Annotated in this window: 27 protein-coding genes and 1 tRNA gene; 21 read left to right on the top strand and 7 right to left on the bottom strand. The window is 46.9% G+C overall.

Annotation, left to right across the window (positions count from 1 at the left end; all coding sequences use genetic code 11):
* Nucleotides 1-19 precede the first annotated feature (19 nt).
* The 5 genes from HGH47_RS05210 to pbp4b all read left to right on the top strand — a co-directional run bounded on the left by HGH47_RS05210 (nt 20) and on the right by pbp4b (nt 6,349).
* Nucleotides 20-1,483, top strand: coding sequence for a D-alanyl-D-alanine carboxypeptidase family protein (locus HGH47_RS05210; protein WP_212565782.1), 1,464 nt, complete (start codon nt 20-22; stop codon nt 1,481-1,483).
* Between the two features lie 91 nt (nt 1,484-1,574).
* Entirely contained in the window at nt 1,575-2,945 is a 1,371-nt protein-coding gene (gene miaB / locus HGH47_RS05205; RefSeq protein ID WP_432910815.1) for a tRNA (N6-isopentenyl adenosine(37)-C2)-methylthiotransferase MiaB, read from the top strand.
* 21 nt (nt 2,946-2,966) lie between these two features.
* Nucleotides 2,967-3,296 (top strand): hypothetical protein, encoded by a 330-nt coding sequence (locus HGH47_RS05200; RefSeq protein WP_206182633.1) that lies wholly within the window; start codon nt 2,967-2,969, stop codon nt 3,294-3,296.
* A 7-nt stretch (nt 3,297-3,303) separates the two neighbouring features.
* Nucleotides 3,304-4,386 (top strand): SPOR domain-containing protein, encoded by a 1,083-nt coding sequence (locus tag HGH47_RS05195; RefSeq protein ID WP_432910811.1) that lies wholly within the window; start codon nt 3,304-3,306, stop codon nt 4,384-4,386.
* Complete coding sequence (gene pbp4b / locus HGH47_RS05190; protein ID WP_432910808.1) at nt 4,361-6,349, top strand: penicillin binding protein PBP4B; 1,989 nt, start codon at nt 4,361-4,363, stop codon at nt 6,347-6,349. The genes HGH47_RS05195 and pbp4b overlap by 26 nt, the downstream gene beginning before the upstream one ends.
* Before the next feature lie 14 nt (nt 6,350-6,363).
* Here the strand turns inward: pbp4b and HGH47_RS05185 are convergent, their stop codons facing one another.
* On the bottom strand, nt 6,364-7,020 hold the full coding sequence (locus tag HGH47_RS05185; protein ID WP_432910805.1) for an MBL fold metallo-hydrolase: 657 nt from the start codon (nt 7,018-7,020) through the stop codon (nt 6,364-6,366).
* Between the two features lie 165 nt (nt 7,021-7,185).
* Nucleotides 7,186-7,395: a 30S ribosomal protein S21 gene (gene rpsU, locus HGH47_RS05180; protein WP_006188264.1), complete on the bottom strand. Its 210-nt coding sequence runs from the start codon at nt 7,393-7,395 to the stop codon at nt 7,186-7,188.
* Between the two features lie 337 nt (nt 7,396-7,732).
* Between rpsU and HGH47_RS05175 the strand changes: the two genes are divergently transcribed.
* From HGH47_RS05175 to HGH47_RS05145, 7 genes are all read left to right on the top strand, one after another.
* On the top strand, nt 7,733-9,829 hold the full coding sequence (locus tag HGH47_RS05175) for a methyl-accepting chemotaxis protein (protein WP_432910802.1): 2,097 nt from the start codon (nt 7,733-7,735) through the stop codon (nt 9,827-9,829).
* Nucleotides 9,830-10,031: 202 nt separating this feature from the next.
* Nucleotides 10,032-11,030, top strand: coding sequence for a VWA domain-containing protein (locus tag HGH47_RS05170; protein WP_212565788.1), 999 nt, complete (start codon nt 10,032-10,034; stop codon nt 11,028-11,030).
* The gene (locus tag HGH47_RS05165; RefSeq protein WP_212565789.1) at nt 11,030-11,992 is read left to right on the top strand and encodes a vWA domain-containing protein; all 963 of its coding nucleotides are present in this window, start codon (nt 11,030-11,032) and stop codon (nt 11,990-11,992) included. Before HGH47_RS05170 ends, HGH47_RS05165 begins: the two co-directional genes overlap by 1 nt.
* A 79-nt stretch (nt 11,993-12,071) precedes the next feature.
* Nucleotides 12,072-12,668: a tetratricopeptide repeat protein gene (locus HGH47_RS05160; RefSeq protein ID WP_230974531.1), complete on the top strand. Its 597-nt coding sequence runs from the start codon at nt 12,072-12,074 to the stop codon at nt 12,666-12,668.
* Nucleotides 12,620-14,296 (top strand): SH3 domain-containing protein, encoded by a 1,677-nt coding sequence (locus HGH47_RS05155; protein ID WP_212565790.1) that lies wholly within the window; start codon nt 12,620-12,622, stop codon nt 14,294-14,296. Before HGH47_RS05160 ends, HGH47_RS05155 begins: the two co-directional genes overlap by 49 nt.
* Before the next feature lie 92 nt (nt 14,297-14,388).
* Nucleotides 14,389-14,619 carry a hypothetical protein gene (locus tag HGH47_RS05150; RefSeq protein WP_212565791.1) on the top strand — a complete coding sequence of 77 codons (231 nt, stop codon included), beginning with the start codon at nt 14,389-14,391 and terminating at the stop codon, nt 14,617-14,619.
* A gap of 279 nt (nt 14,620-14,898) precedes the next feature.
* Nucleotides 14,899-14,971 (top strand) — tRNA-Lys (locus HGH47_RS05145).
* 51 nt (nt 14,972-15,022) lie between these two features.
* On the opposite strand, the gene HGH47_RS05140 is transcribed toward HGH47_RS05145, so the two are convergent.
* Genes HGH47_RS05140 through HGH47_RS05120 form a run of 5 tightly spaced genes read right to left on the bottom strand, consistent with a single transcriptional unit; the run spans nt 15,023 to nt 17,818 of the window.
* Complete coding sequence (locus HGH47_RS05140) at nt 15,023-15,316, bottom strand: hypothetical protein (RefSeq protein ID WP_212565792.1); 294 nt, start codon at nt 15,314-15,316, stop codon at nt 15,023-15,025.
* An 11-nt stretch (nt 15,317-15,327) separates the two neighbouring features.
* On the bottom strand, nt 15,328-15,873 hold the full coding sequence (locus HGH47_RS05135) for a 4'-phosphopantetheinyl transferase family protein (protein ID WP_253675991.1): 546 nt from the start codon (nt 15,871-15,873) through the stop codon (nt 15,328-15,330).
* Nucleotides 15,874-15,892: 19 nt separating this feature from the next.
* Complete coding sequence (gene yqeB / locus HGH47_RS05130) at nt 15,893-16,771, bottom strand: selenium-dependent molybdenum cofactor biosynthesis protein YqeB (protein WP_230974651.1); 879 nt, start codon at nt 16,769-16,771, stop codon at nt 15,893-15,895.
* Nucleotides 16,653-17,420 (bottom strand): selenium cofactor biosynthesis protein YqeC, encoded by a 768-nt coding sequence (gene yqeC / locus HGH47_RS05125; RefSeq protein WP_230974533.1) that lies wholly within the window; start codon nt 17,418-17,420, stop codon nt 16,653-16,655. The genes yqeB and yqeC overlap by 119 nt, the downstream gene beginning before the upstream one ends.
* Nucleotides 17,405-17,818 carry a hypothetical protein gene (locus tag HGH47_RS05120; RefSeq protein WP_212565794.1) on the bottom strand — a complete coding sequence of 138 codons (414 nt, stop codon included), beginning with the start codon at nt 17,816-17,818 and terminating at the stop codon, nt 17,405-17,407. Before HGH47_RS05120 ends, yqeC begins: the two co-directional genes overlap by 16 nt.
* A gap of 61 nt (nt 17,819-17,879) precedes the next feature.
* Between HGH47_RS05120 and rsmI the strand changes: the two genes are divergently transcribed.
* The 9 genes from rsmI to HGH47_RS05075 all read left to right on the top strand — a co-directional run bounded on the left by rsmI (nt 17,880) and on the right by HGH47_RS05075 (nt 25,788).
* The gene (rsmI, locus tag HGH47_RS05115) at nt 17,880-18,554 is read left to right on the top strand and encodes a 16S rRNA (cytidine(1402)-2'-O)-methyltransferase (protein ID WP_432910795.1); all 675 of its coding nucleotides are present in this window, start codon (nt 17,880-17,882) and stop codon (nt 18,552-18,554) included.
* Nucleotides 18,555-18,601: 47 nt separating this feature from the next.
* Nucleotides 18,602-18,886 (top strand): flagellar biosynthesis anti-sigma factor FlgM, encoded by a 285-nt coding sequence (locus tag HGH47_RS05110; RefSeq protein ID WP_432910792.1) that lies wholly within the window; start codon nt 18,602-18,604, stop codon nt 18,884-18,886.
* Nucleotides 18,887-18,990: 104 nt separating this feature from the next.
* Entirely contained in the window at nt 18,991-20,139 is a 1,149-nt protein-coding gene (locus HGH47_RS05105) for an iron-containing alcohol dehydrogenase (RefSeq protein WP_212565797.1), read from the top strand.
* Nucleotides 20,140-20,142: 3 nt separating this feature from the next.
* Nucleotides 20,143-21,057: a TrmH family RNA methyltransferase gene (locus tag HGH47_RS05100; protein ID WP_432910789.1), complete on the top strand. Its 915-nt coding sequence runs from the start codon at nt 20,143-20,145 to the stop codon at nt 21,055-21,057.
* A gap of 34 nt (nt 21,058-21,091) precedes the next feature.
* Nucleotides 21,092-21,577: a divergent PAP2 family protein gene (locus HGH47_RS05095; protein ID WP_212565799.1), complete on the top strand. Its 486-nt coding sequence runs from the start codon at nt 21,092-21,094 to the stop codon at nt 21,575-21,577.
* Nucleotides 21,578-21,580: 3 nt separating this feature from the next.
* Nucleotides 21,581-23,038, top strand: a complete 1,458-nt coding sequence (locus tag HGH47_RS05090) for a hypothetical protein (protein ID WP_432910787.1) — start codon at nt 21,581-21,583, stop codon at nt 23,036-23,038.
* A complete protein-coding gene (locus HGH47_RS05085; RefSeq protein ID WP_432910785.1) occupies nt 23,035-24,312 on the top strand; it encodes a 4Fe-4S dicluster domain-containing protein in 1,278 nt (425 codons plus the stop codon). The genes HGH47_RS05090 and HGH47_RS05085 overlap by 4 nt, the downstream gene beginning before the upstream one ends.
* The gene (locus tag HGH47_RS05080; RefSeq protein ID WP_432910782.1) at nt 24,302-25,324 is read left to right on the top strand and encodes an RnfABCDGE type electron transport complex subunit D; all 1,023 of its coding nucleotides are present in this window, start codon (nt 24,302-24,304) and stop codon (nt 25,322-25,324) included. Before HGH47_RS05085 ends, HGH47_RS05080 begins: the two co-directional genes overlap by 11 nt.
* Entirely contained in the window at nt 25,321-25,788 is a 468-nt protein-coding gene (locus tag HGH47_RS05075; protein ID WP_212565803.1) for a hypothetical protein, read from the top strand. Before HGH47_RS05080 ends, HGH47_RS05075 begins: the two co-directional genes overlap by 4 nt.

The raw sequence follows: 25,788 nt of genomic DNA, 5'->3' as shown, positions 1-25,788 counted from the left end.
ACTTCAATAATAATTGTACATGACTAATACAAAATCCCATAGAATCGGTTTTTATATCCTTATAGCCGTTGCCGTAGCGGCCGGTTGGATTGTCGCTTCGGGCATTGCGTTGTATGTTCGCAGCACGCAATTACTGACTATCCTGCCGGAGGAACAAGCGCGACAGGACGCGGCTTTCGGCGCAGATATAACCGCTGCTCGCGATTCCCTCGGAAACGAAGCTCGCAGATATTTTCACACTCCTCCTTTATTACACCTTGCGCCTTGTACGCAGGGTATCCCGCAGCCGGCTGCAATAAGCGCTCGTTCCGCTGCTGTGATGGACGCCTCAAGCGGAGCGCTGTTATTCGAAAAAAATCCCGATCAAAGTATTCCTCCTGCCTCATTAACAAAATTGGTTGCGATGTACACGGTGATGCAGGCTGTTGAGCGGGGAGAGATCAGCCTGACCGACACTATCACGCCGCCTGCAGAATCGTGGGCGGTAAATATTCCGCCGGGGTCATCGCTGATGTTTTTAGAAAAAAATCAGCGAGTAACCGTTGAAGAGTTGATGAGGGGTATGGCGGTCGTTTCCGGTAATGACGCTGCGGTGGCACTTGCAATTCATACGGCAGGTTCCGTGGAGACCTTTGTTCGGCAGATGAATGAAGCTGTCGTGGCGCTCGGCTTGCAAAATACGCACTTTGAGGATGCAAACGGTTTGAGCGAATATAACCGCACAACCGCCCGCGATTTTGCCCGTTTTTGTGCAGTGTATGTGCGGAAATACCCCGACCACCTTGCGCAGTTTCACTCGCTGCGGGAATTCAGCTATCCGCAGTCGCATAATATGCTGAAACCGCAAACAATTATCCGCCAGCCGGCGACGAATACGCTGTTGGCTAAACTGGACGGCTGCGATGGCATTAAGACGGGGTTCATTTATGAGTCCGGTTTTAATATTGCGCTTACCGCACAGCGGAACGGTATCCGATTCATTGCAGTTATTTTAGGCGGCGCCGGTAAAAGTATGGCGGAGGGAAAGGCTCTACGGGAAGAGAACGGCACAATATTGATGGAATGGGCGTTTTCTCACTTTTCCACAAGATATGCACAGAACTTTCCATTGGATATTCCGGCTATTCCCGTTGTCGGGGCAAAAGAACAGGCGAATAGAGCGGCGCTGCTGCCACTGTTGGACGATCCGAGCGGAAATGGTGGAGCTTTTACCGTTCCTCTTTCCGATGCGAAGTCAGGTGAAACCGTACTGAATACCGCTGAAATTCATTCGCGTATACTCGTGCCCGGTGCGCTTGCCGCTCCCATTGCCGCAGGAGAAAAAATCGGAAAGGTGCAATTCTTTACGGAAGATGAGGGGAAACCGCTGGTACTTGCCGAATTTCCGCTTATTGCAAACAAAACCCTTGAAAAAGGGAGCGTCCTCCGTTGGAAATATGATAATCTTGCATTAAAATTGCATCGCTTTTTAAATCGTCGGTAAGGTGGAAAACTTTTTATATTAGGCATCGCTAAAAAACTCAGTGTTGAGAGCTGCCTTATTTATTTTATAGATAATTTTAGGAATACATATTTTGAAATACTTTATTGAAACGTACGGATGTCAAATGAACTTTGCCGAGTCTGCGGCATTGGAACAGCTCTTGCGGGAACGCGGCTGGGAAGCTGCCGAAGATATACAGTACTGCAATTTGCTGATTGTGAATACCTGTTCGGTGCGGATAACCGCCGAAACCCGCGTATTCGGGCGGCTCGGTCTTTTTTCCGCGATGAAAAAGAAGCGGAATTTTACGATTGTCTTAATGGGCTGTATGGCACAGCGGCTGCATGATCAGATAAAGGAAAAATTCCCGCTGCTTGATTATGTCGTCGGGATGTTTGAACGGGATCAATTTACGGCAATCTTCGATGCGGTTGAAAGGGAAACGCTTTGGGCAGGCACAAAGGAAGGTATCGCTGAGCTGACGGCGCTTAACCCGCAGTCCAGCAATGAACAGCGCTATCATTTTTCCAAATGTTCGTATACCGAAGGGGCTTTTCAAAGCTTTGTCCCGATTATGAACGGCTGTAATAATTTTTGTACGTACTGCATTGTGCCGTATATCCGTGGGAGGGAAATTTCCCGTCCGGTTGAAAGCATTTTGGATGAGATTCGGTTTTTAAGCGGAAAGAATGTCCGGGAAATTACGCTGTTGGGGCAGAATGTCAATTCGTATCACGGAGTTGACCCTGCCACGGGAGCAGCGGTGAGTTTTCCGTCTTTGCTTCGTGCGGTTTCAGCGACGTGTGCCGAACAGGACGTTATTAAATGGATACGCTTTATCTCAAGCCACCCGAAAGATTTATCGGATGAACTGATTGAGGTGATGGCGGAGGATCCGCGGATATGTAAATCGCTGCATTTGCCGGTACAAAACGGCTCCAACGAAATTCTTGCGCGAATGAATCGGCGGTATACTGTTGAGCAATACCTCAGTATTGTTGAAAAGCTTCGTAAACGGATACCGGATATTGTACTGACAACCGATATTTTAATCGGGTTTCCGGGAGAAACACAGGCAGAGTTTGAAAAAACGCTCGACTTGATGAGGACGGTGCAATTTGATTCGGCTTTTATGTATCATTATAACCCGCGTGAAGGGACAAAAGCGTACGATTTCCCTGACCGGATTCCCGATGTCGAGCGGATTAACCGGCTGCAACAGGTTATCGATTTACAGCAACATATTACCGATCTTAAAATGCAGCAACGGGTTGGTTCAACCGTTATGATGTTGGTTGAATCGCAGTCGAGAAATAATCCCGATGAATTGTTCGGACATACCGAGCAGGGGGAGATGGCTGTGCTTGCGGAAAAGTGTGATCCGAAACATATTGGACATTTTATGAAAGTTCAATTACAATCCGTAAAAGGGAAAACGTTTAGGGCTGTCCCTGTCGTATAAGGATTTCCAGGGGAGGATATAATGCCGGGAAAGTTAGTGTATTTTATTATTGTGATGCTGATGATTGCGCTGTTTATGGGGTTTAACCTATCAAACCGTTGCGATATTTCCGTCATTTTTTACGTATTTAAAGATGTGCCGATTTTTTTAAGTATGCTGTTTGCATTTTTGCTTGGAAATATTGCGGTCTTGCCCTTTCTTATCAGCAGCCGTCATAAAATGAAGAAAGCTGAAAAGCAAGCGGCTTTATATCATGATGTTGAAAAAGTTGAATTAAAACCTGAAAAACGCCGTTGGTTCGGGAAAAAGAAACATTCCGAAGAGAGCGGGGCGGCAAAGCAGGATGTGTAGCCGCCTTTTGGGATTCGGGAAACCATATCTTTTTTTTGTCATTATCGCCGGAGCAATGATGATTATAAATGCCGGTACCGGAGTCTTTGCAGAACCTTCAGAACCGGCGTTGCAGCCCGCCGTGCAAACTTTGGCACAAAAAGCCTTTGCACAAAAGACAGATGCAGCTGTTCGGCAATTTTTTGAAAAGAATCTAGCAACACTCCCGAATGCTCAGGCAAAAGTTCAAGCGTTGATGCTGTTGGCAGATTATGAACAGCATAACGGGAATTATTCCAATGCGGCGGACTGTTACCGGCGGGCGGCTGAGTTCGATACTACCGATAAAAAGACTGCGCTTTTACTGGATGCGGTTCGTGTGTTGCTCTGCGGCGGCAGTCTGGATTCTGCCCGCAGCCTATTAAGTGAAATTGCTGCCGCGTTACCGGTGAGCGATGAAGATCCATATTACCGGAGAGCCGCCGTGTATGATACGTGGAGACTGCTCGCCGAAGACAGGGCTGATCGAGCTGTACCCCTCATTACCGCCTATACTAAGAAAAAAGCTTTTTCGGAATATCATCCTGCATTGCTGTTTACACTCTGGTGGGTCAACGGTGATGAGGACGCAAAGCAGCGGCTGCTGAAAGAGTACCCTTCCGGTATGGAAGCGGCAGCGGTGAATGGAATCGTTACCGTACAGCCGTCAACTTTTTGGTACTTAATGCCGAGAAGCGGACTTGCTCAGAAACCGGCCGCCGGAAGTACCGCTTCTAAAACAAGTGCGTCATCAGAAGCGACAAAAACTTCAGGACAATCGAGTGCTGCATCAAAAGCAGAGGCAGCTTCTACTCAATCCTCAAAACCGGCAGCGGTTTCCGAAACACAGGCTAAGCCTTCCTATTATCAGCTTGGATTTTATAAGACAAAAAAATATGCGGAAGCGCTTGCCGCCGATTTGCAAAAAAAACATTTTACTCCCATTATAAAAGAAGAAACGCGTCCCAGCGGTACTGTTTATTTTGCCGTACTTGTTAAAGAGAACGCTGCCGGAGATATGGGGCTCCGATTAAAGGATGCCGGATATGAAGCCTTCCCGATTTTCCCTTAGATTGTTCCTTTGGCCGCTTGCTGTCTCGGTTGTTATTTCGTATTTTCTGTTGAGCCTTTTGGGATGCGCTTCTACCTCTGCCCATAAACACGACAGCTTATTGCCTACCGATACTGCCGGAATGATTGACGCAGTATTTTCTGCCGATGCACAAATGCAAGCGGAACAGACGTTTCCGATTCCGATGAAGGAATACGATGCTTCTATTTTACCGAATAACTATCTTGCCTTTACTGCGTATAAAGGACAGGCTCGTATTTATTTTTGGGCACAGGGGCTTGCTTCTTTTGATTTGTACATTAATAACCGAAAGATTCCGACAAAATCTCTTTGCACGGGTAAACCGATGTGCTTTGATGCATCACCGTATATTCAGAACGGTAGAAATATGCTCTATATTGCGGCGCTTACTCCTGCCGGAAGCGGTACGGCACAAGAGCAGGCGCAACCTTCATTACAGGTAAAGATACCCTACCCTGTTATTTTGCCGCTTTCCAATTCGCAGGAGGTTTCAAAAAAACAACAGAAAGATGCACCGTATTCAACCGAAACACTCGAACTAGTCGATCAGCTCCTGATTGCAGAAACGGAGACGGGGTTTCCCGGCGCTCAGCTTGTCATTATTAAAGACGGCATGATGATCAAGAACAGCGCTTACGGCGCCATCAGCAGGGTTGACAGTGCAGGCAATCCGCTTGACGAAGTGATTCCTGTAACGGAAAAGACTTTATTTGACCTTGCAAGCAATACAAAAATGTATGCGGTTAATTTCGCCGTTCAAAAACTGATTTCCGAACGGCGCCTTGCGCTCACCGATACCGTCCACCATTTTTTCCCGCAATTTGTTGATGCTAAGAAAAGTAAAATAAAAGGCAAAGCCGATATTACGATCTTTGATCTTCTTACTCATCAATCGGGATTTCCCGCTGGAAGGGCGTATTCGCAGAAAATTAAGAAACTTAAAAATGTTTCAAAAAAAAGCTATCGTGAGCATACCTTTGACTTGATTATGGAAACTCCGTTTGTGTATCAACCTCGGACGACAATGATCTATTCGGATATCAACTATATGCTGCTTACCTATATTATCGAAAAGGTAACGGGGGTGGGGCTGGCGGAATATGTTGCCGACAATTTTTACCGCCCGCTTGGTTTGGATAGAATTTGTTTTACACCGCTCCGGCAGGGTTTTACACTCGATGAGATTGCTGCAACGGAAATTCGTGCAAAACCGCGCACTCAAGATGCTATTGATAGTACACAAATCACGGAACTCATTCATGGAACTGTACATGACGCTGAAGCGTATACGGCAATGGAAGAGATTAGCGGGCATGCGGGGCTGTTTGCAAATGCGGAAAGTATTGCAGTACTTGCGCAAGTAATGCTGAATAAGGGCGGATACGGTGTCAAACGGTTTTTTGATCCGTCCGTTGCAGGATATTTTACGGCGCAACAGGCGCTTGTTTCAAGTATCGGGTTCGGGTGGCGGCGGCAGGGAGCGCAGGAATATACGTGGGCTTTTTCGCCCTTTGCCTCTGCCGGAACCTTCGGGCATACCGGCTGGACGGGAACGCTTACCATTATCGATCCTGTCGAACATCTTATCATCATTTTATTAACCAATGCAAAAAATACGGTTCCGGCGCATAACACCCGTAACAGCCGATTCGAGGGCGATTATTATTTGGCAAAGCGGTATGGGGCGATCACGGCACTTATTTACGAGGCTTTTCGTCAGCCGACGCAAGCACAGCTGGAGAGTATGCTCATCGAACTTGCCGAAAAGAAATACGAAATGCTGCAACAAATTTCAGCCTTTAACAACCAAGGCTATATCAATGACCTCGCAGCAATTATGAAAATCGTAAAGCAACGCGCTCGAAAGTCTGCCGGATTGCGAAAATTTCTCAAGACTGAGAAGGCGGCACAGATTCTGAAAGTTGTTGATGGTCGAATATAGAAGCGGGAGCGCCTTTACACGTATGCTCCTTGGTATTTTTTTTCAAATTCAATCGTCGTGTTGGAGCCGTGCCCCGGATAAACTTGAGTATTTCCCGGCAGCTCGGTAAAAAGCCGCTTGAGCGACCGGCATATTTGCATTTCATTGCCGTCGAGTAAATCGGTTCTGCCGCGGGAGCCATAGAAAAGGGTGTCACCGCTAAAAAGGATTCCGGCTTCTTTATTCCACAGACAAACAGAGCCTTGCGTATGTCCGGGGGTATGCAGCACGGTAAAGCCGTTGACGATGTCTCCTTCTTTATAAAAATCTGTCGGTTCCGGAAGCGGATTTTTTTCCAGCGGCTCTATCAATTTTTGAACATGGAGCGGTCCAAAACTTTTGAAATGGGTTTCCGTTCCGGCCGCTCCGAGGTATGCGACATCTTTTTCGTGGATCCACAAGCGGTAATCAGGATATTTTCTTACTAAGGCCGGCAAGCCGCCGACATGGTCAAAATGACCGTGCGTCAGCATAATTTCAAGATGCGTAGGGTTAAGTTTAGATAAATACTGGGATAATTCGGGACTCAATCCGCCCGGATCGATTACGGCAACGCTTTTTTCGCTCAACGGGAATACCCATGTGTTAACCATAAGGTAGCCGGTTTCAAACTTTTCTATTGAATATTTCATGATCGATTCCTTCTACGCGCTTTGAGAATAAGTAAGAATAGTATAGATGATTTTATGGATTGAAACAATATTGGTAGAAGAGTTACAAAGCCGATTATTAATTCTTCAAATATAAATAATATAAATAGGAATTATCTAATCGGCTTTGCTGTTGATTGTTAAAAATTAGTATGATTTTGAATCATATGACTTGCGGTTTTTTTTCATTAATTTGCGCTGAAGAGCTTTCTTCTTTCTATTTAAAATAGTAGACGGCTTTTCATAGTATTCGCGCTTTTTCCACTCGCGGATAATTCCCTCTTTTTCAACTTGGCGTTTAAAACGCTTAATCGCTTTTTCAAGGTTTTCGGAATCATCGATAACGATACTTGCCACTTACAGAATCACCTCCAATGGATTATATCCTTAGTATCTTCTTGTACGATAACGATTTTATATTTTTCTGTCAAGCAGGCGGTTTTTGACTGCTCGGTTGTTTCGATACGGTAAGTATTTTCAAAAAGTTTGCTTGACTTTTACATTAGATCGATATACACTGAAAATATACTGATGCTATCGGTAGCGGCTCGATGAATAGCGGATGAATGTTATGGAGCTGCATATTTCAAAAGTAGAACATTTCTAATAGTCATAATACAAATCGTTAGAAAAAAAGTTTCAAAGTAAGAATACTGTCCGGGCAGGAACGCCGGAAAATGTCAGGAGAGATACTATGTCCATACGCTCTAAACTTACGCTTTTTATGATTATTACTGTGCTCGTTACGGCTTCACTCAGTCTTGCTTTTATGGTGTTGTCGGTTCGTAAAAAATTTGAGCAGCGGTTTTATCAAGATAGTAAAGCGATGCTGGATTCAGCGGCAATCAATTTAGAAGTTGCTTTTACCAGAGGTTTTTCCGCTGCGCAGAATTGGTCGGAAAACCATAGCCTTATCAGTTGGGTTGAACAGGGGCAGCCGGAAGGGGAACTTAAAAGTGATGTAATGCGGGATTTTCGGGAACTTGCTTCAAAAGAACATATCATTTCGGTCTTTATTGCCGGTGCCATGGCAAATATCAACTACCAGTCTGATGCAAATAGAGTAATACAAGTAGGAAAATTAGATCCCGGAAATGATTCGGACGCATGGTTTTATACCACCTTACAGCTTAAAGATCCTGTTACCTTTTTTATCAATAAAAATAAAGAGACAGGGATTACCGCTTTATGGATTAATGCACAAGTTTTCGATGTACGAAAAGATATTATCGGTGTTGCCGGTATCGGGCTGAGTTTGGATACATCTGTTACAAGCTTAAAGCAAGCATTACCGAGTGCGCATTCAACACTGTATCTCGTTGATGTTGATGGAAATATCGTTATCTCATCAAACGATGATGTATTCGGCAAACATTTGCAAGACTATATTCCTGCCGAAGCACAGCCGGTGTCGGGATTTACGCATCTTGGCTCTTGGCATGAAAATCAAACCGGAAAAATGATTTATGCAAAAAGAGCGGCCTCTAGAGATTTCCCTTATACGATTGTGTTGACGGCGCCGATTAAAGACTTTTTACCGTCTGTTTTCAGTATTGTGCTGGATTCTACGGTTGCAATAATCATAATGCTGCTTTTGGTGTCGCTGCTGATTGCACTGAATGCGCGGAGTACCTCAAAACGGATTATCGATATTGGGGGCGTGTTAGGGTCACTTGCGCAAGGAAATCTGACCGTACAAGCGGATACCCATAAGGATGAAATAGGTCAAATCGGTAATTATTTGAATCATACAACGGGTACGATGCGGAAGTTATTTAAACAAGTCAAAGATGAAGCGCATAATATGACGAGCATCGGTGAAAATCTTTTTCTGGAGATGCAAAAGGCGGACGGTGCTATTACTCAGATTGCAAGTGAAATAGACAGTCTCCATGCTACAGCTGATAATCAAGCACATAGTGTTTCGGAAACATCCAGTGCTATCGCACAAATTATTGAAGCTATACGTGAATTAAATACGTCGATTGAGGGACAATCTTCCGATGTCAGCGATGTTTCCTCTGCGGTAGAGCAAATGGTTGCAAATATCCAAGCAGTTACTGCGAGCGTGCAAAAGGCAAATACGGCGCTTCAGTCACTTTCGTCGGCAACAGTCGACGGTAAAAATACCCTTGTGGAGACAAATGCCATTTCGCAAAAGATTGCAGAACAATCGGGCAGTTTGCTTGAAGCTTCAAATGTCATTGAAAATATCGCCTCGCAAACAAATCTGTTGGCAATGAATGCTGCGATTGAGGCTGCTCACGCCGGAGAGACAGGAAAGGGGTTTGCTGTTGTCGCCGATGAGATACGGAAACTGGCAGAAGAATCGAGCGCACAAGGAAAAACCATCAGCGGAACTCTAAAGATGATAACCGCCGAGATAGATCAACTGGTAAAGGCAGCCTCACTGGCGGTAGAAAAATTTACCGTTATTTCGGGGCATACTGATGCAGTACAGGAATCGGCCTCTATGGTTGCATTTTCGATGACGGAGCAGTCAAAAGCCGGTAAAGAAGTGCTGACTTCCATGCAGGATATAAATGCGGTAACGCAATCGGTTCAGCAAGGCTCTGCCGAAATCTCCGGCGGGAGTGAAAAGGTTATGGATGAGGTACGAAACTTAGATAAAGTTACGCAAACCCTTCAAAGCCGTATGGAAGAAATGGCTTCAAATTTTATGCAGATTAACGATGCCATCTACGGAGTAAAGTCATTTACGGAACGAAAGAAAGCATCAATCGATTGGTTGATGAAATCGGGAAATTCAAAGTGTAAGTATTGCTCATAAATTCGCTTTATTTAACAATTCTCTTTTCGCGCTCTTGGCGGATATGGGGGGGATTCTCGTAGGTTACCAAGTTTAGCAAGATCAGTATTTTCAGCGATTTGAATAATCTGCATATCTATGAAGCTTTGTCATGGATGCAATGCGTACCCTTGCATAAACGCACACAGACCCGTAAAATTACCCCCGTGATAAGGACATCCGTGTGCTGAATTTTCAACGACCGCTTTCTTTTTTCCTCCTGCTGTTACTGCCGACTTTTGTACTGCTCCGGCGGACGGGGAGATTGCAAGCGGTATCGATATCGCTGCCGCTCGGAAATTGGAACGGATTTGTTCCAGAAAAAAATCTGCGGGTGTATCTTGTGCACCGTATCTCCCAGTACACCCTTGCGGCAGCCTTTGTGTTCGCCGTTGCAGCGCTTGCGGAACCGGTACGGCAAACTTCCGAAGCGATGTATGCCGGTTCGGGACAGGCGCTGATGTTTGTCATCGACACCAGCCCCTCGATGGCGGCACAGGACATGGGAACACAGACACGGCTTGAGGCGGCGAAGCAGATTATCAAGTCTTTTGCGGAAAAGTACGAAGGTGATTCGTTGGGTCTTACCGCGCTGGGAAGTTCCGCCGCCGTACTCATTCCACCGACAATCGATCGGCACACGTTTCTGACTCGGTTGGATCAACTGCAAGTCGGTGAATTCGGTGACGGAACGGCAATCGGTATGGGGCTTGCCTCTGCCGTGCTGCATCTGACACAGTATTCCACGATCCCCTCACATATCATTCTCTTTACCGACGGAGATAACAACACCGGAGAGGTGCATCCCCGCGCTGCTGCGGATATCATCAAGCATAAAAAAATCGGATTCTACATTATCGGGTTGGGAAAGTCGGGATATGCGCCGGTTAAGTATATTGATCCGATTCAAAAAAAAGAAATTTCCGGTACGCTCAACACCGTGTTTAATGAAGCGGAGTTACAAAAAATCGCCGGTTACGGTAACGGCCGCTATTTTTCGGCACAGTCACCCGAATTATTAACGGATATTTTTAATCGATTTATTCAAAAAATACCGGCGACGCCTCCTTCAATGACAATGCGTAAATACGCGTACCTTGACGGGCTGTTTTTATTGATTGCAATGAGCTGCGCGGTAGGAGCATGGCTGCTCCGCAGAATCGGAATGCAGGCGGTGTCATAATGATTGAATTTGAAAAACCGTTTTTCCTGTTGTTCATCATTGCTATTCTGCCTGCCTGCGCCGTTACGCTGTATCGCATAAAAAAATTAAAAGAAAGCTACGCTGCGGCGGGAGAGATTCACGCCATTATACGGACACTGCGAATCCGAATGGCGCTTTGGAGCATCGGCTGGCTGTTTCTCAGTATTGCTGCAGCAGTACCGCTCTGGGGCACAAAACAAACCACCGTAGTCAAACACGGAAATGCGGTCATCTTTGCCGTCGATATTTCGCGCAGTATGACCGTCGCCGACATCACACCGAACCGGCTCGAATTTGCAAAGCGGTATGTTTCCTTTTTGATAGAACGCTTGCCGGAAACTGCCTGCGGACTCGTTACGATAAAGGGACTGGGTACGCTTGCCGTACCGTTGAGTTTTAATCATCAGAGTGTACTGACCGCAGCGGAAACGCTGTCGCCGTTCAATGCAACCTCGGCAGGCAGTAATCTTGAACACGGGCTGCGTGTCGCATTGGAGGCATTCCCCGAAAATCGATTAACCGGAAAAACGGTTGTGCTATGTACCGACGGCGGTGAAACAATCGGTTCGGTGCCGCGTATTCTTCCGCGGTATCGACAGGAAAATGTTCAACTGATTATCATCGGCTTTGGAACGGAAACAGGCGGCACACTCTCCATCCTGAATGAAAAACACGAATCGGTCGTGCAAAAAAGTGCGTTGGAGGAAGCTATTCTTAAACGCTATGCGGAGCAAGCCTTAAACGGAAGTTTTTATATTTCCGCTGGCGACCTCGGTTCGGCTCAGAAGGTGTTGCAATCGCTGACGGAAGGCGATACCGAAAGCGAGAAAATACGATATGTGCAAAAACCGGTACGGCGGACATTCGAGTGTACGGCGATGGCGCTCCTCTTTTTTTGTCTCGGTCTTTGTGCGGGAGGTATCCGTGCTAAAAAAATGTAGACGTCCGGCTGCCGTCATATCACCCATATCATCACGTTCAACATTATTATCATCGTTATGTAGATCATCATTTTTGTCGGTGAGTTTTATTTTTTTATTGATGACGATGTTTGCCCTATTGGGATGCAGCGCAGAACAGCAAACCAAAATTGCACACGTAAAAGGAACACTCGCATGGATGCGGAGCGATTGGAACGATGCCGTGTTGTATTTTTATGAGGCTGAAAGTTTAGCGGCGGAATTATCCGATGAGACCATAAAACCGTACACGGATTTTGCGCTTGCCTCTTCATATCTGATGCAGGGAGAAGATGAGGCTGCGTCCGGAAAATTACAAAATGGTTTCGAAACCGCTCCGGATATTTTACGGGCGCATCGGTTTTATCAACAAGGCATTATTGCGTTTCATGCAAAGGATTATGCGGAAGCGGTGACATTGTTCCGAAAATCATTGGAACTGTCCGGCCGCGATACGGCGGCTAAGATTAATTACGAGTTGAGCAAAAAGTTGAGCGACACACAGCGGGAGATGCAGCATCAAGCTCCGCAAAATGCTACCGAAGATCCCGAGGCCGATCTGACGGATTCGATTATCTTAGATATTATTCGCAAAAGAGAGCAAACCGAATGGAAAAAAACACAGCGCGAATCGGAACCGGCGATAAACGATTATTAGGACTTTTAGTATGCAGGCTAGTCGCGAAGACGGCAACACTCTTTTTTTTCTTTTGTGCAGCCGCAATCCTCTATGGGCAGCAAAGCGATTATGCTAAGCATTTTATTGAACTCAAAATAGACGGTACCGAATTATCAATTGATCGTGAATTTGAAATTGAAGTTATCATCAAACGAGAAGCTCCGTATTTGCAGAAGAATAATGGCAATACGCCGCGATTTATCCTCGAGCGGGAGAACGATACGGCAGAGCTGATACAGAGCAGCGCGATCCCCGAACGGGACGGTCTACACCTACGCTATCGGTATCGTTTTAACAAAACAGGCAGGTTCCGATTCGAGCCGGAACTGCAATGGAAACGGCAAACGGTCGAGCTGACACCGCTGGATATAACCGTACACCGGCCGCGGCTTTCGGAGCATACGCCGTTTGTGTGGACGCTGTATTCTTCAAGCGGTCTGCCGATTGCGGACGGCGCAGCCCTTGAACAAGGCACCGAATACATCCTGTGTTTAACCGCAGCCTTTTATTCGGCAGGATATACCGAGCGTTACCGGCATGCTTTACAAACCGCCTCTGAGCAAGCAGAATACTCCCACCTCGAAGCGCCCCGTTCCGAAGCCGGTCGATCAGGAGTTTTCGGTTCTGCAGGAATCGGCTCCGAATCAGCCCAACCACAAGATGGCCGAAGGGGCGCCGCGCTTCGGGATATGCACAGTGAGCTGCCGTTACCGGCTGAAATAGTCCGTATCGAATGCGCTCCTTCCGAAAGCGCCGCGCTGAAACCGCTTACACTCACAGAACTGCCGTTCGATGCGGCTGTTTTAATAAACTCGGCGGCTTTGTCAAATACTGCCCTGTCTAATACCGGCAGCTCCGAGACCGATGACGAGCGCTATGTTCTTGCCGCCTTTAGTTTGATACCCTTGCGGATAGGCGTTCAAAGCCTTCCTCAAGCGCAGATATTTTTTACGGCGGGCGGAAAAGCATTCAGCACTCCTGCTGCCTACCGCATCGACCGGCAGGCAATTACGGAGGCTACCGATAAAAGCGGCGCGGGCGGCTTCACCGCCGCTGCGTTTCAGGCGCTCCCGCCTGAAACGCAGTACAGCGGCAGCACTATGACCGAGCAAGAAAAAAGCACCGCGGCAAAGCAAATAGCCGACTACCGTAAGCAGGAAGCTGCGGCACTTTTTTCTCCCGCAATCCGCCGTGAACGCAGAAAGTTGGAAGCTGCGTTGGAGATTGCGCATCCGCTGCCGCTGTATCCGCGCCTGCTCGGTATTCTAACGGCGGCAATCTCCGGCTTACTGCTGATCGGTGCGGCAGTGTGCGGTTTCCGCAATAAAAAGCGGTTTATGCTGCTCTGTATCATCCTTGCATTGTGCAGCGGAAGCCTCACCGCCGTACTGTTCCGGCTCATAGTGCGGCCGCAGGGCGTGTGTATTGAGGACACCGGCGAAATAGCGGTGCGGCGTATACCGGAACATACCGGTAGTATCGTGCACCGGCTTTCGGCAGGTGAAAGTGTTATCATCATGCGCAAGGCGCCGCAATGGTACTACATTAAAACCGCCGTCGGGGTTACCGGCTGGATACCGCTGCAATCGGTTATCCGATACAATTAAGTCGGGGTTGTTGATTCGCGCGTCGGGGTATGTTGATTTCTCTCCTAAAAAATGATAGAAAGAATAAGCATTGCTTTTTACAGGAGATTTTTATGAAATGTAGATTTTGTGAGCAAGATATAAAACCGGTCGGTCATAACTTAGTATCAGCGACCGGTGATATTGTTTGTACCAAGAACCCGACAAAAAAGCATATTGCCGTATATGACGGTGTTCACTGTATTCATTGCGGACGTCAAATAAGCATTCTCGGTGATAGAATTGTTACCTCAGCAGGAATAAGTTGTCCGGCATCCCCATCAGGACGCCATGTTGTAAAATAGCGGGAAAAAGGCAGGGGGGCAAGTTCTCGGCACCCCGTCTTTAACATAAAAATCGGTAACAGGAATACCGAAATAAAAGTAAATCTGTTCGGAAACTTCCGTTTCTGAACAGGTTACCTTGAAATGCGATGTTCTAAATTGTGCGATGCAAGAGTTCATCGACCTATTCGAAACACAGTTATCGAATAGGTCTAGTATTTATAGCTCTCGGCATTTTAAAAAAAGGCTATTGACATAGCAATCAATATCCTATATACTCGCCCTGTTATTTCAAGATATGGGCTATTAGCTCAGTAGGTAGAGCAACGCCCTTTTAAGGCGTGGGTCGATGGTTCGAATCCATCATAGCTCAAAAAAAGACTGCAAAACTATTTGTAGTCTTTTTTTTACACGTTCGGCAATTTTAGGATTTATCTTTTCCATTACGCTGCCGTTCCGAGCGGATAAATGCCGACAGAATACTGAAAAGCGCAATCGCATGAGCGACGATAAAGATACCGATGCTGTTTTCGTAGAGGCGCCAACTGCGGATTGCATTTAATCCGACACAAATAATGCCGGATATATATACAACACGTTCCAACCAGCGCATCGGCAGCTTGTTTTTTGCCGCCCGTACAAGATTGATAATCCATGCCGTCAACATGATAAGCAAGAGCGCACCGATAGCGCAAAGCATCACAGTATTTTCTTTCATAGAGTACCTTCTTAATTTCCTTGTAAAGGGACCTTATAAACCGAAACCGGTTGTATATTTTTTCCGCACAAGGAGATGACTACATCGTTCACCGTCAACGTATAGAGACTGCGGCGAATAGGACAAGATAAAACATCTACACTTTTGGGTGAGCGGTAAAAGCCTTCCCCCGTATATTTGAGATATGCTTCCTTTTGTGTCCACAACTCGTAAAATCGTTGATCAAACAGCTCCATATTTTGGTAAAGATAGCTGTTTTCGGCATCGGTAAAACAGCGGCTTGCAACATTCGGTTTTGCAGCGCGCAACCGCTCAATATCAGCGCCGATTTCACTATCGGATAGCGCAATGAGGCACACTCCATGCGTATATGATAAACTGAAATACAGCGCTCCATCTTTTAGGTACGGCTTTCCGTATTTTCCGTATTCAAACAAAAGCTGCACAGGACAATGCGGAATCCGCTCAGCAAGTATGGTTTTCAGCAATCCCTTTGCCAGTGTGCGCTCTTGTTCAGAGGATAATCCCTTATGCCGGCAAATCCACAGCTCCGTCATTGTCGTATAGACATTCGTCTTATGGCACAATACCGCGGGAAAGCAGCGCCGTCAATACTGCCCCGCCGAGTGCGCGCGCCTTGTCGGAAATGGTAAAGCAGTTGTTCAATTCGGTAAGGCGCGGGTCTATATCCGCCATTTTGAGTCCGCTGCGGACGGTAAACCTGTCGGGCAGCATGCCTCGGATTATCCCATTAAGCGAAGCGGCAACATCAGTAACGCTGCCGTCCGCGCGTATGATGCGGGCAATAGTTTCGCCGCGGGTAACCGAGTCGCCGATATCATGTATAACACGCAGCGTGCCTGCCGCCGGTGCATGGATAACCCTCAAGGCGCTTTCTCCGCCGACCAGCCCCGGAACGCCGGTATTGGGGAGCGCCGTTCCTTGATAAATGAGCCGTCCTAAATTATGCCCGCGCATAGTTTCGATAACGATGTGTGCGTCCCTTTCGGCGGTAAAGCCCGGTCCCAGCGCAATGACCAACGGCGCCATATCGAGGCGCGTTCCGTAATTTTTCTTTGCGATGATGGCATCCACAACGGCGGCAGGCTGCAATACACTGATCAACTCTCCCGTAGGGTCAACCGCAATGGGGATAAAGCTTGACCGGTTTGCTTTGGAGCCGACAGCAGCGCCGGTTCCGACCGCAATCGATTCCGTACCGGATCGAGTACCTGCTTCACTGTCCTTTGCAGACAGAATCCCTGCGGCATGCTCTTTTGCAATCAGGCGCGCTTCGATTCCTTCTATTGTGCAATGCCCAAGCCTAACAGCCTCACTAAACGCAACGGTACGGCGGATGGCGGAAGGGTTTTCGGTTTCCAGTGCAAGGACACGAAAACCTGAGGTATGGATTGCTGCCAGTACCCCGCTGGCCAAATCTCCTGCCCCGCGCACGATAATAAGCGGTGCGGATTGCTTCATGTTCGCTCCTCGGCGCAATACAGAGTACAAAACAAGTACCGCGCGCCTTCAAAAAAAGACCGTTTGGGTGAAAAACCGCTTGCATAATATGGGTAAGTCGCAGCGGTCTATTCATCTTTGCGGAAGTAATGTTCAAAAATCGTTCCGTTCGGTGTACCCACGTTTCATTCACCGGCTTGCCGAGCGTCCGCGTCGAAATAAGCCCAACCGTCTTTGTGGTACGGGGGTGGATGACGGGTTCGGTATCGTTCCACCCCTTGACCGCCCGCCGTTTACTGCCGTCCGCTTCAATTAGAACTACATCGTAATTATCACAGAGACTATCGATTACTTCTAACGGCGGTGCGCTCAGCTTTTCTCCCGTCTCCATACCGAAAAAGGACACGGCGGAATCAAGCCGCTCCTTTTCGCGTATCCCCATCTTTGTCGTAGTCGTTACCGCGACGTGTAATCCCCGCGCTGCGAGTTCATTTGCAGTGGTAATTATGGATGTGGTTTTTCCGCCGCTCCCGATAAAAGATACGACATCGCCGCGGCAGATATGGAGTTTTTTCGTAAGGGGGCATATACTTTTGCGATTAAAATTGCGGATACGGCATCGTCGGTTTATGCGTGCCGACATACTTTACATCCGAGGATACGGACGTGCTTATCCGTTTTACTACGGTCAAATAGCCGTGCAATGAGGTATGAATCGGTTGGAACGGGGGCTTTACACACGGGACAAAAACGATCTGCGTCGGGTTCTATCATCGGATAACAGTGAGGACATCCATAGATTGAACATAATCGGTCGGTTCCTTCCGATGGATAAACCTTTGTTTTTAGCTGTTCCCCTTTCTTTAATACGGTACAGCAAATAGGGCAGACGCCGGGCGCGCCCGGTTTTCCTTTCGGTAAATATTCTGCATCTCCTGTTTTTCTACTTTTGAAAGTAAATAAAAAATAAGCGACACCCATTAATAATATACCGATAAATACCAATATGAACCATGAAAGCGGCGAAAGAAACGTACCCATACCAATAAGATACACGATTCATGGACTTGCGGCAACCTATAAAACACAGTATACTTTTATAGTGGCATCGTTATATGTAGTCGGAACACCGATTGGAAATTTAGGCGATATTACAGTACGGGCATTGGAAATTTTCAAAACGGCTGACTATATTGCCTGCGAAGATACACGGCATACGTTGGGGCTTTTAACTCATTTTGAGATACGGAAGCCGCTTATTTCGTGCCGTTCGCAGAATGAAGCGGATGCCGCCCAGAAAATTATCGGCCTATTGGCTGACGGCAAGAATGTCGCGTATGCGAGCGATGCAGGAACTCCGGCCTTGAGCGACCCCGGAGCCATTCTCGTTAAGCTGGTGCGTGAGGCAGGGTATCCTGTCGTCCCAATCCCGGGCGCTTCCGCATTTGCGGTTATGGTCAGCATTGCAGGAACGTGCGACTCGTCGGTGCTTTTTGAAGGGTTTTTATCCCCTAAACAAGGGCGGAGAAAACGGCGGCTGCAGGAACTTTTTGATATGCACACGGGCTTCGTACTCTACGAATCTCCGTTCAGAATTATCAAGCTGTTACAAGATATTGCCGATATTGATAGCAAGAGGCTGGTTGTTGTCGGCCGTGAGTTGACCAAACTGCATGAAGAAATTTTATCCGGTGAGGTATCGGATATTTTACATACATTACAGGAGCGGCAATCGATAAAAGGCGAGTTTTCGGTTTTTGTATCCGGAAAGGCTTAATTTTTTCGATAAAAATGCCGATAAAAGCTATGGAAGGCGGAAAAAACATGACAATTGATAGACTAAACGGAATTGAGCCTGTAAAACCTGTACAACCTATTCAGCGGATGCCAAGGACTGAAGCGTTCGGTAAAACGGATGCCGTTTCCGTTTCAAATGAAGCGCGGGTATTATCAGATGCAAATATCGCATTGGAAGCGGTGAGAAATGCACCTGATATTCGTGAAGATAAGGTTGCCGAGGTAAAGAAAAAGTTCGCGGATCCTTCATATATAAATAATGCTCTCTTGGAACTCGTTGCTGACAAGATATTAGACGATTACGGTCTCTAAAAGCGTGCAGCGGCACAATCAAATGGTATTGTGTCGTTTCAACGCAGTTTTAATCGCTCATATATTTTCTTCTAAAAAACCTGAAATAAAGGCGGAATACGAGTATGTCTAATTTTACCTTTAAGCTTACATCAAATATTATCCTCGGAAGTTACTCCATAGCAAAAATTGGCGCGGAAGCCGTTCAATTTGGAAAAAAATTCTTATTTATTGTTGATCCGTTGCTGCACGAAACCGGTATTGCAAAAAAAATTATTGACGCATTGGAAGAAAGGGATATATCCGTTCTTGTATTTGACGGCGTAAAACGTTCCGCCGACTCGGATATCATTGAAAACGCATTAAGTCTTGCCCGCGGAGTCTTTGTCGATGCCGTTATTGCCTCAGGCGGTATGGGACCGGTCGCAGTTGGTCGTGCCGTTGCCTCGTTATACAATGAAAGCGGTTCCATCTATGATTTTATCGAAGGGAAGCCTTGCGCGGCGGAACCGCTTCCGTTCATTGAAGTTCCCGCTACTTGCCGCGAACCGTTCACTTTTACACCGTTCAGTCCGATTGTTGACGCTCGTTCACGAAAAATTCATTTATTAAAAGTGCGGAAGGATCTCTGTAAGCTCTGCGTATTCGATACCGCTTGCTATTCAAATCTTGCACCAAATGCAACGACGGCAACTATTCTTCAAGGCGTCGGCATTGCGTTTGAAGGCTATACCTCTTCAAAAACAAACTTTTTGTCGGAAACGATTTTAGGGAAAGCAATCGACCGCTTTTTGTTGTCGCTTGATCCGCAGCACGGACGTTCTACCGGCGCTTCCCGCGAAACGGTTATTGCAGAAGCGGCCTGTTTAACTGCTATCGGTATTTCTTTTTCCAGCCCGGGATTAGGGAGCGCCATCGCACTCGCCTGTGCAAGCCGCTATAATATTTCCAGCTCGGTAGTCGGAACAATCCTTTTACCGTATATCCTTACGAATGCGCAAACATCGAATCTCGACAAACTCCTAAAAATCGGACGGATGCTGAATGTTGATACGCGCGGTGTCGATCCGCTGTACGTCGCAAAGGATGCTATCGAAGAAATCCGCCGCCGTTTGGCTCAAGCTAATCTGCCCACTCGTTTGAAGGATATCGGTTTATCTATTGAGCAGCTGGTTGCTATTTCCGAAGATACCGTTTCGCTGAGTTTTATGAACTATATCCCTAAGCCGATGCGGAGCGATGATGTGTTTGAGCTGCTTAAACAAGCATATTAACACATGATCGAGCTTTTTAAGCTTGTCCGGCTCCCCTCTACTCAAAAGATACGCAAGATTATTAAAATCCTTGAGATACTTGAAGCCGAATGCGTTGCAGTCCCTTCGGATTTACCGTATTCGGTCGTTTCTCTTTCCTGCGATTCATTTTATATCGAAGGGCTTTGCACCCACCTTGCATCAATCTATCCGTCCGATTCCGTTATTACCACTGCCGTTAAAACGTATACTTCTGCCTTACATGCGGACGCGCTCACCGTCGGAGATTACCGTATACTGTTTAATACGCTGCGTCATGCGCTGTATCGACAGAGCGGTGTGCAGCCTTCCGAATGGGATTTAATCGCTCCGGGGCTGCGCTACGGTACCGCCATACCAAAGCACGATATTGCTGCGCTGAATGTGTCACTGCCATACACTGAAACACAGACTGACGCGCCCCCTCCGGCACTTCCTGTACCGCGCCCGTTTTATCCGGGGGTCTATGTGTATGCCGAAGACATCCGTGCACCCTTTAACCTCGGCTCCATATTTCGTACCGCGGAGGCTTTCGGCGCAGAAAAGCTGCTCCTGTCGGAGGGTTGCGTTTCGCCCGAACAACCTCGTGCACAGCGGTCGGCGATGGGGTGCACTCACTTTCTGCCGTGGGAGTATTGTCCGCTTGAAGCTCTGCCTGCCGACCTTCCCGTCTTTGCGCTTGAAACAGGCGGCACTCCGATTACTTCTTTTTCTTTCCCCAAGCACGGCATTGTCCTACTCGGCTCCGAAGAACTGGGACTCAGCGCGGAAGCTCTCAAAAGCGTTTCCGCCGGTATTGTCAGCATTCCAATGAAGGGCATCAAAGCCTCGCTCAATGTCGCAGTCGCATTCGGCATCCTCATGCAATACTGGACGGCTTCTTTAAAAGACAGTGCTTGACAAAAGCTGTTAATTGTACAAAACTGTCCACAAGATGCAGGTTTTTTTTACACAAGTTAAGATTGTAGCCCAAAACCCGATTTTTTTAGCAGCCATTACAAGCTGGCTTTTGAGTCAATTTATCAAAACATTCATCGGATTTTGCGGATCATCAGTACATTCTCTGCCGGTCTTTTTCGACTTATTGGTATGGCGCACGGGTGGTATGCCCTCAAGCCACTCTGCTCTTGTGACGGCTCTCTCGACTACAATCGGTTTTAAACAGGGCGTTTCTTCGGATTTATTTATTTTTTCTATTTTTTCTGCGATGATTGTTATTAGGGACGCAATGGGAGTTCGCCGCTCAAGTGGACTTCAAGCAAAAATGTTAAACGAAGTAGGCGCAAAAATGGCCGAAATAATGAATACATCTTTTAAGCCTGTCAAAGAAGTTCAAGGCCATACCCCTGTTGAAGTTTTTGCCGGTATGATTCTCGGTGTTGTAATCGGAAGTTATTTTTCACTCTATTATACAGTATAACCCATGAAGCGGCTGAACGGTTTTTTATATTTCTTGTCGGCGTTCATCGCAACCGGAATCCTCTTGCTTTTTATCCTTTTCCCTCTCCATTTTTATGCTCCGACATGGGACGGATATCGGATAGCAGCAGTTCCCTGCTCGGATGATATTGAACCCTATATCTCTGCTGCAGAGGAAGTCGGCATCTCGGGTACCGCATCGGAGTTTTCCGTTTCGAGCCGCTTTTCATTATTAGGAACCGGTCGGCACGAACGCTTTCCGTTTACCGATACCGAACGCTATACTCGATGGTTCCGCGATGATGACGGCGGATACCAATATCTTTATCTTCCGTATACTTCGATTTTTAAATACCTTTCGTTCTATTTTTCACTCTACGGTAAACGAGCGCATTTTTTTCTTGAAGCCGCTATTCCATATAGTCCGATACAAGGACTTCTTGCGCTTATTCTGTTTGCCTACTGCAGTGCCAATTCCCGTAAAAAACTGCTGTTTTTTGCCGCTGCGTTCAGCTTTGTCTGCTATGCATTCTGCGTTAAAAGCAGTTTATCATCCGCGACTGCTCTTTTAAGCATATTAACCGCTGCATACTGGCTTGAGGCGCTGGAAAATGAACTGGCAATCCCATGGAAGCAGCTTAAAGAACGGATTAAGCATAACAGGTTTATGCTCGTTCTTCCTGCGGCTCCGCTGTTGACTGCGGTCATCGATGGCATCGTTGCCCTTTGCTTTTTCTTGTTGGCGTTGCTGTTATCGGCAGGTATGCTCTTTTCAGTGCACAGCTTTTTGCAGATAAGAGAAACGTATCTGGAGCGATACCGCCAACATCCTTCGTTAAAGCTGTTTGCGATGCATCCGCAATCATGGGCACAGTTTTGGAATACTCGATATGCCATCAATGCAACCATACTGACCGGCGCCTTGCTATTTGTTTCCGCAGTTATCCCGCTTGTATTATCAACAAACCGTTTAAGCCCTGCTGCCGCTAAACTGAATGTGCCGCAGCCGGTTTCACGGTCGCCGATTCCGTTTACCGATTCAGGTTTTTTTACCGTGCAGGCATCGCGGCCGCAGGATTATCTCCCCGATTTAAGTAACTATATAGAAGATTATTGGTATACGGCGGCTTTACCTTATCTCAATGTTCATGAACCGTTACCGCCGCTTACCCCGAATATGCGGATATACTTTGATTCCTATCATGAGGATTCAGATGGAAAGCTGCATCGTGACGAAAGGGTTATATATTCCTTCGATACGGTGTTTATTCTCCGTGCATTAAGAAACGAGCGACTGGCGCTGCTCCCGTTAGAGAAGATGCTGATAGCTCAAGCCGGTTTTTCCGCTGCAGCCTATCGTCTTTTATATGTATCCACACTGAGTCCTGTTATTGCATTTTTTATTATCCTCGGCACGTTGTTATTTCCCTGTGTTCTGATTATAATGAGCAAAATACGATGATGGAATTTATACGATTTAAACGGGGACAACAGCAAGCAAAATATATCCGCTTGGATCCCCAATTCGAAGGAAATGCTTTTCTGCCGCAATATACGCTGGTACCGCTTGCATCAAAAACACAAACGAGTAGCCTTCCCTTAGTCTCCGTCGGAGATTTTGTGAATGAGGGACAGATGGTCGCTCGCGCAGGTAACAGCTTATCGGCGCACGTCCATGCCTCGGTTCCCGGCATTGTGTCGGGAATTGTTGACGCGCAGCTTCCAAATGGTCATTCATTTCGCGGTCTCCATATCAAAACAGGGGGTGGCTTCAGCATACTGGGTAAACGACGCACTCCGTATCTGTGGAAACAAAGCGATCAAACAGGGCTTCTTCACTTCATCGACCTTGCCGGTTTAGTTAATACTTCAGGAGAAACGGTTTCTCTTGCAGAAGAGATCAGGATGGCTGTAAAGCAAGGTATAAAAACGCTTACCGTTATGCTTTACGATAAAGACCCTACCTGTATGCTGGATTCTTTTTTAGCCCGCCGGTTTATCCGCGAAGTCGCAGAAGGAATTGATATTATTGCTCATGCGGTAGGGGCTGCGAAAATTATCGTTGAAACAGGTATGGAAAAAAAAGACCGTGCCCTTTTTGATACGATCGGAACCGTTATTTCCGACCGCGATCTTGCGCATCTCACCGTTCCGCAAACCTATCCTGCAGGAAATGCCCATACCCGTTCGGCAGAAAAAGATGCTGTTGTGATCGACGCTTTGACTGCTTTGTCGGTTTATGAATCGGTGCAGCATAATCAACCGATGCTGACAACGTACTTACTCCTTACCGGCAAGACATTGGAACACGCCACGGTTATTAAAGTACGCATCGGTACACCGATCGGCCACCTCATAGAAGAATGCGGCGGCTTTAAAAGCAAAAATACGCATATCATTCTGAATGGCTTATTGCGTGGAACATTGGTTGACAGTTTAGACTTACCCGCCGGTAAGGGGATTAAATCGATCCACGCGGTCGGTACCGATATTGATATTCAACAACAACTGGACGAATGCACCCATTGCGGACAATGCCTGCGGAGCTGCCCCGCATATATCGACCCGATAAATACGGTACGCCGGATTCAAAGAAATCGGTACACTGCCGAAACGCTGCGCTCTATTGCGTTATGCAGCGGCTGTGCCTGTTGTTCGGCAGTATGTCCGGTGCGTATTCCGTTAAGCGCGATTATCAAATCGGCAGCAGAGAGAGGAGATAGTTATGCCGTATAACCGTACCATACTTTCTCCTGCCCCCTACGTCTATACCGGTATGAATGCGCGGAATACGGCAATTCTGGTATTAAGTCTTTTATCGCTTCAGCTTATTGCTATGGGGATTATGCACGATTTTGCAAGCATCTTTCTGATCATAACTGCCGGAGCGGCTGCAACGCTTGTGTCTTTTCTTATCGGGTATCTGCAAGGTAGAATCCGCTTTGATATCCATGCGTTCGTAACCGGCTTATTGATAGGTTTTTTTCTGCCGGTTAATGGCGGTTTTGTTTTTAGCTTTTTAATCGCGTTTATGAGTTATTTTTTCAGCTGGGGTGTTTTCGGTGGAAAAGGTTCCTCATGGATTAATCCGGTTATGCTTGCTGCCTGCATTGCTGCAGTGTGCAAGCCCGATTGCTTTGTACAACCGGTCGCTCTTGATCGGATAATCTCCGGCGGTAGCGTTTTTGCAGCGCTGGAAGGCTCCGGTCTGTTGCAGACACCGGCAGATCAATATATAACTTCGATGTTTAATTCGACATTTCTGCATGGAGTTGATGTAACGCTGCCGGAAGGGTATATCGGACTGTTTCTTCATTATCCATCAACGGTACCGGCGTTCCGGTATAATCTCTTAACATTATGTTCTTCAATCGTACTGCTGTCAGTAAAAACGATTCATAAAACGCTGCCTTTTACATTTTTGCTCATTTATGGGCTGCTGGTATATCTATTTCCGTCCGCAGCGCAGGCAAGTGCATACGGACAGGGGGATATATTATCTGCGATATTGACGAGCGGTGCTCTTTTTTCGGCCTTTTTTGTCATGAACGACAGCGGCTCCATTCCCCGCTCATGGGAAGGGAGGTTTATCACCGGCATACTGACCGGTATTTTCGCGTTTTGTATTGCCGGTCCCGGCGCTATACCGGCTGGTATTCCTTTTGCCGTCTTATTTGCCGATTGCCTCACACCCCTCATCGAGTGGCTGGAAGCATATTTTTATAAAAGACGACGAGGTGCATTATGACCGATGCTGCAAAACACCTTTTAAAAAAATATGCCGCGCTTGCCGGAATTTTGCTTGTATTCTTAGCCTCATTTTTAGGGCTGTCGTATCTACGGAAAAAGGCGGATACCCGCTATCTGACCGCCGCTGCAGAAAAGCTTTGCCGTGCATATCCGGGTTTTAAAGGGCGGCAAATAACTGTTAGCTGGCTTGATAATACAGGTTTATCCGGTTTGCCGTTCAAAGCCGTATTATCCGCCTCATACTCCGGACGCGAAGCGTTTGTATTTATGCTTCCTCTAACCGGTAAGTACGGTGTTTATCCTGCAGTCTTTTTTTATGAACGCTCAATCGGTTGCGTCTTCTGCGGACTTGCAGGGATTGATGCTCTTCCGGTGCAGGCAGAGCGTTACGGGATAACGCCGTCAACCATTGCAATGTACCGAAATAGAATTGACATATTGATGAAGAAGCAGGAGGGATAG

The organism is Treponema sp. OMZ 805 (genome assembly GCF_050937395.1).
Lineage (GTDB): Bacteria > Spirochaetota > Spirochaetia > Treponematales > Treponemataceae > Treponema.
Note: the sequence above shows the minus strand (reverse complement) of the source record. Positions and strands in the feature narration are given on the sequence as shown.

What these genes read in the sequence shown, in the direction of transcription:
- HGH47_RS05210 (WP_212565782.1), top strand. Translation starts at nt 20, where the DNA reads ATGACTAATACAAAATCCCATAGAATCGGTTTTTATATCCTTATAGCC.
- HGH47_RS05200 (WP_206182633.1), top strand. Translation starts at nt 2,967, where the DNA reads ATGCCGGGAAAGTTAGTGTATTTTATTATTGTGATGCTGATGATTGCG.
- pbp4b (WP_432910808.1), top strand. Translation starts at nt 4,361, where the DNA reads ATGAAGCCTTCCCGATTTTCCCTTAGATTGTTCCTTTGGCCGCTTGCT.
- HGH47_RS05185 (WP_432910805.1), bottom strand. Translation starts at nt 7,020, where the DNA reads ATGAAATATTCAATAGAAAAGTTTGAAACCGGCTACCTTATGGTTAAC.
- HGH47_RS05175 (WP_432910802.1), top strand. Translation starts at nt 7,733, where the DNA reads ATGTCCATACGCTCTAAACTTACGCTTTTTATGATTATTACTGTGCTC.
- HGH47_RS05165 (WP_212565789.1), top strand. Translation starts at nt 11,030, where the DNA reads ATGATTGAATTTGAAAAACCGTTTTTCCTGTTGTTCATCATTGCTATT.
- HGH47_RS05155 (WP_212565790.1), top strand. Translation starts at nt 12,620, where the DNA reads ATGGAAAAAAACACAGCGCGAATCGGAACCGGCGATAAACGATTATTA.
- HGH47_RS05150 (WP_212565791.1), top strand. Translation starts at nt 14,389, where the DNA reads ATGAAATGTAGATTTTGTGAGCAAGATATAAAACCGGTCGGTCATAAC.
- HGH47_RS05140 (WP_212565792.1), bottom strand. Translation starts at nt 15,316, where the DNA reads ATGAAAGAAAATACTGTGATGCTTTGCGCTATCGGTGCGCTCTTGCTT.
- HGH47_RS05135 (WP_253675991.1), bottom strand. Translation starts at nt 15,873, where the DNA reads ATGACGGAGCTGTGGATTTGCCGGCATAAGGGATTATCCTCTGAACAA.
- yqeC (WP_230974533.1), bottom strand. Translation starts at nt 17,420, where the DNA reads ATGTCGGCACGCATAAACCGACGATGCCGTATCCGCAATTTTAATCGC.
- HGH47_RS05120 (WP_212565794.1), bottom strand. Translation starts at nt 17,818, where the DNA reads ATGGGTACGTTTCTTTCGCCGCTTTCATGGTTCATATTGGTATTTATC.
- HGH47_RS05110 (WP_432910792.1), top strand. Translation starts at nt 18,602, where the DNA reads ATGACAATTGATAGACTAAACGGAATTGAGCCTGTAAAACCTGTACAA.
- HGH47_RS05105 (WP_212565797.1), top strand. Translation starts at nt 18,991, where the DNA reads ATGTCTAATTTTACCTTTAAGCTTACATCAAATATTATCCTCGGAAGT.
- HGH47_RS05100 (WP_432910789.1), top strand. Translation starts at nt 20,143, where the DNA reads ATGATCGAGCTTTTTAAGCTTGTCCGGCTCCCCTCTACTCAAAAGATA.
- HGH47_RS05095 (WP_212565799.1), top strand. Translation starts at nt 21,092, where the DNA reads ATGCAGGTTTTTTTTACACAAGTTAAGATTGTAGCCCAAAACCCGATT.
- HGH47_RS05090 (WP_432910787.1), top strand. Translation starts at nt 21,581, where the DNA reads ATGAAGCGGCTGAACGGTTTTTTATATTTCTTGTCGGCGTTCATCGCA.
- HGH47_RS05085 (WP_432910785.1), top strand. Translation starts at nt 23,035, where the DNA reads ATGATGGAATTTATACGATTTAAACGGGGACAACAGCAAGCAAAATAT.
- HGH47_RS05080 (WP_432910782.1), top strand. Translation starts at nt 24,302, where the DNA reads ATGCCGTATAACCGTACCATACTTTCTCCTGCCCCCTACGTCTATACC.
- HGH47_RS05075 (WP_212565803.1), top strand. Translation starts at nt 25,321, where the DNA reads ATGACCGATGCTGCAAAACACCTTTTAAAAAAATATGCCGCGCTTGCC.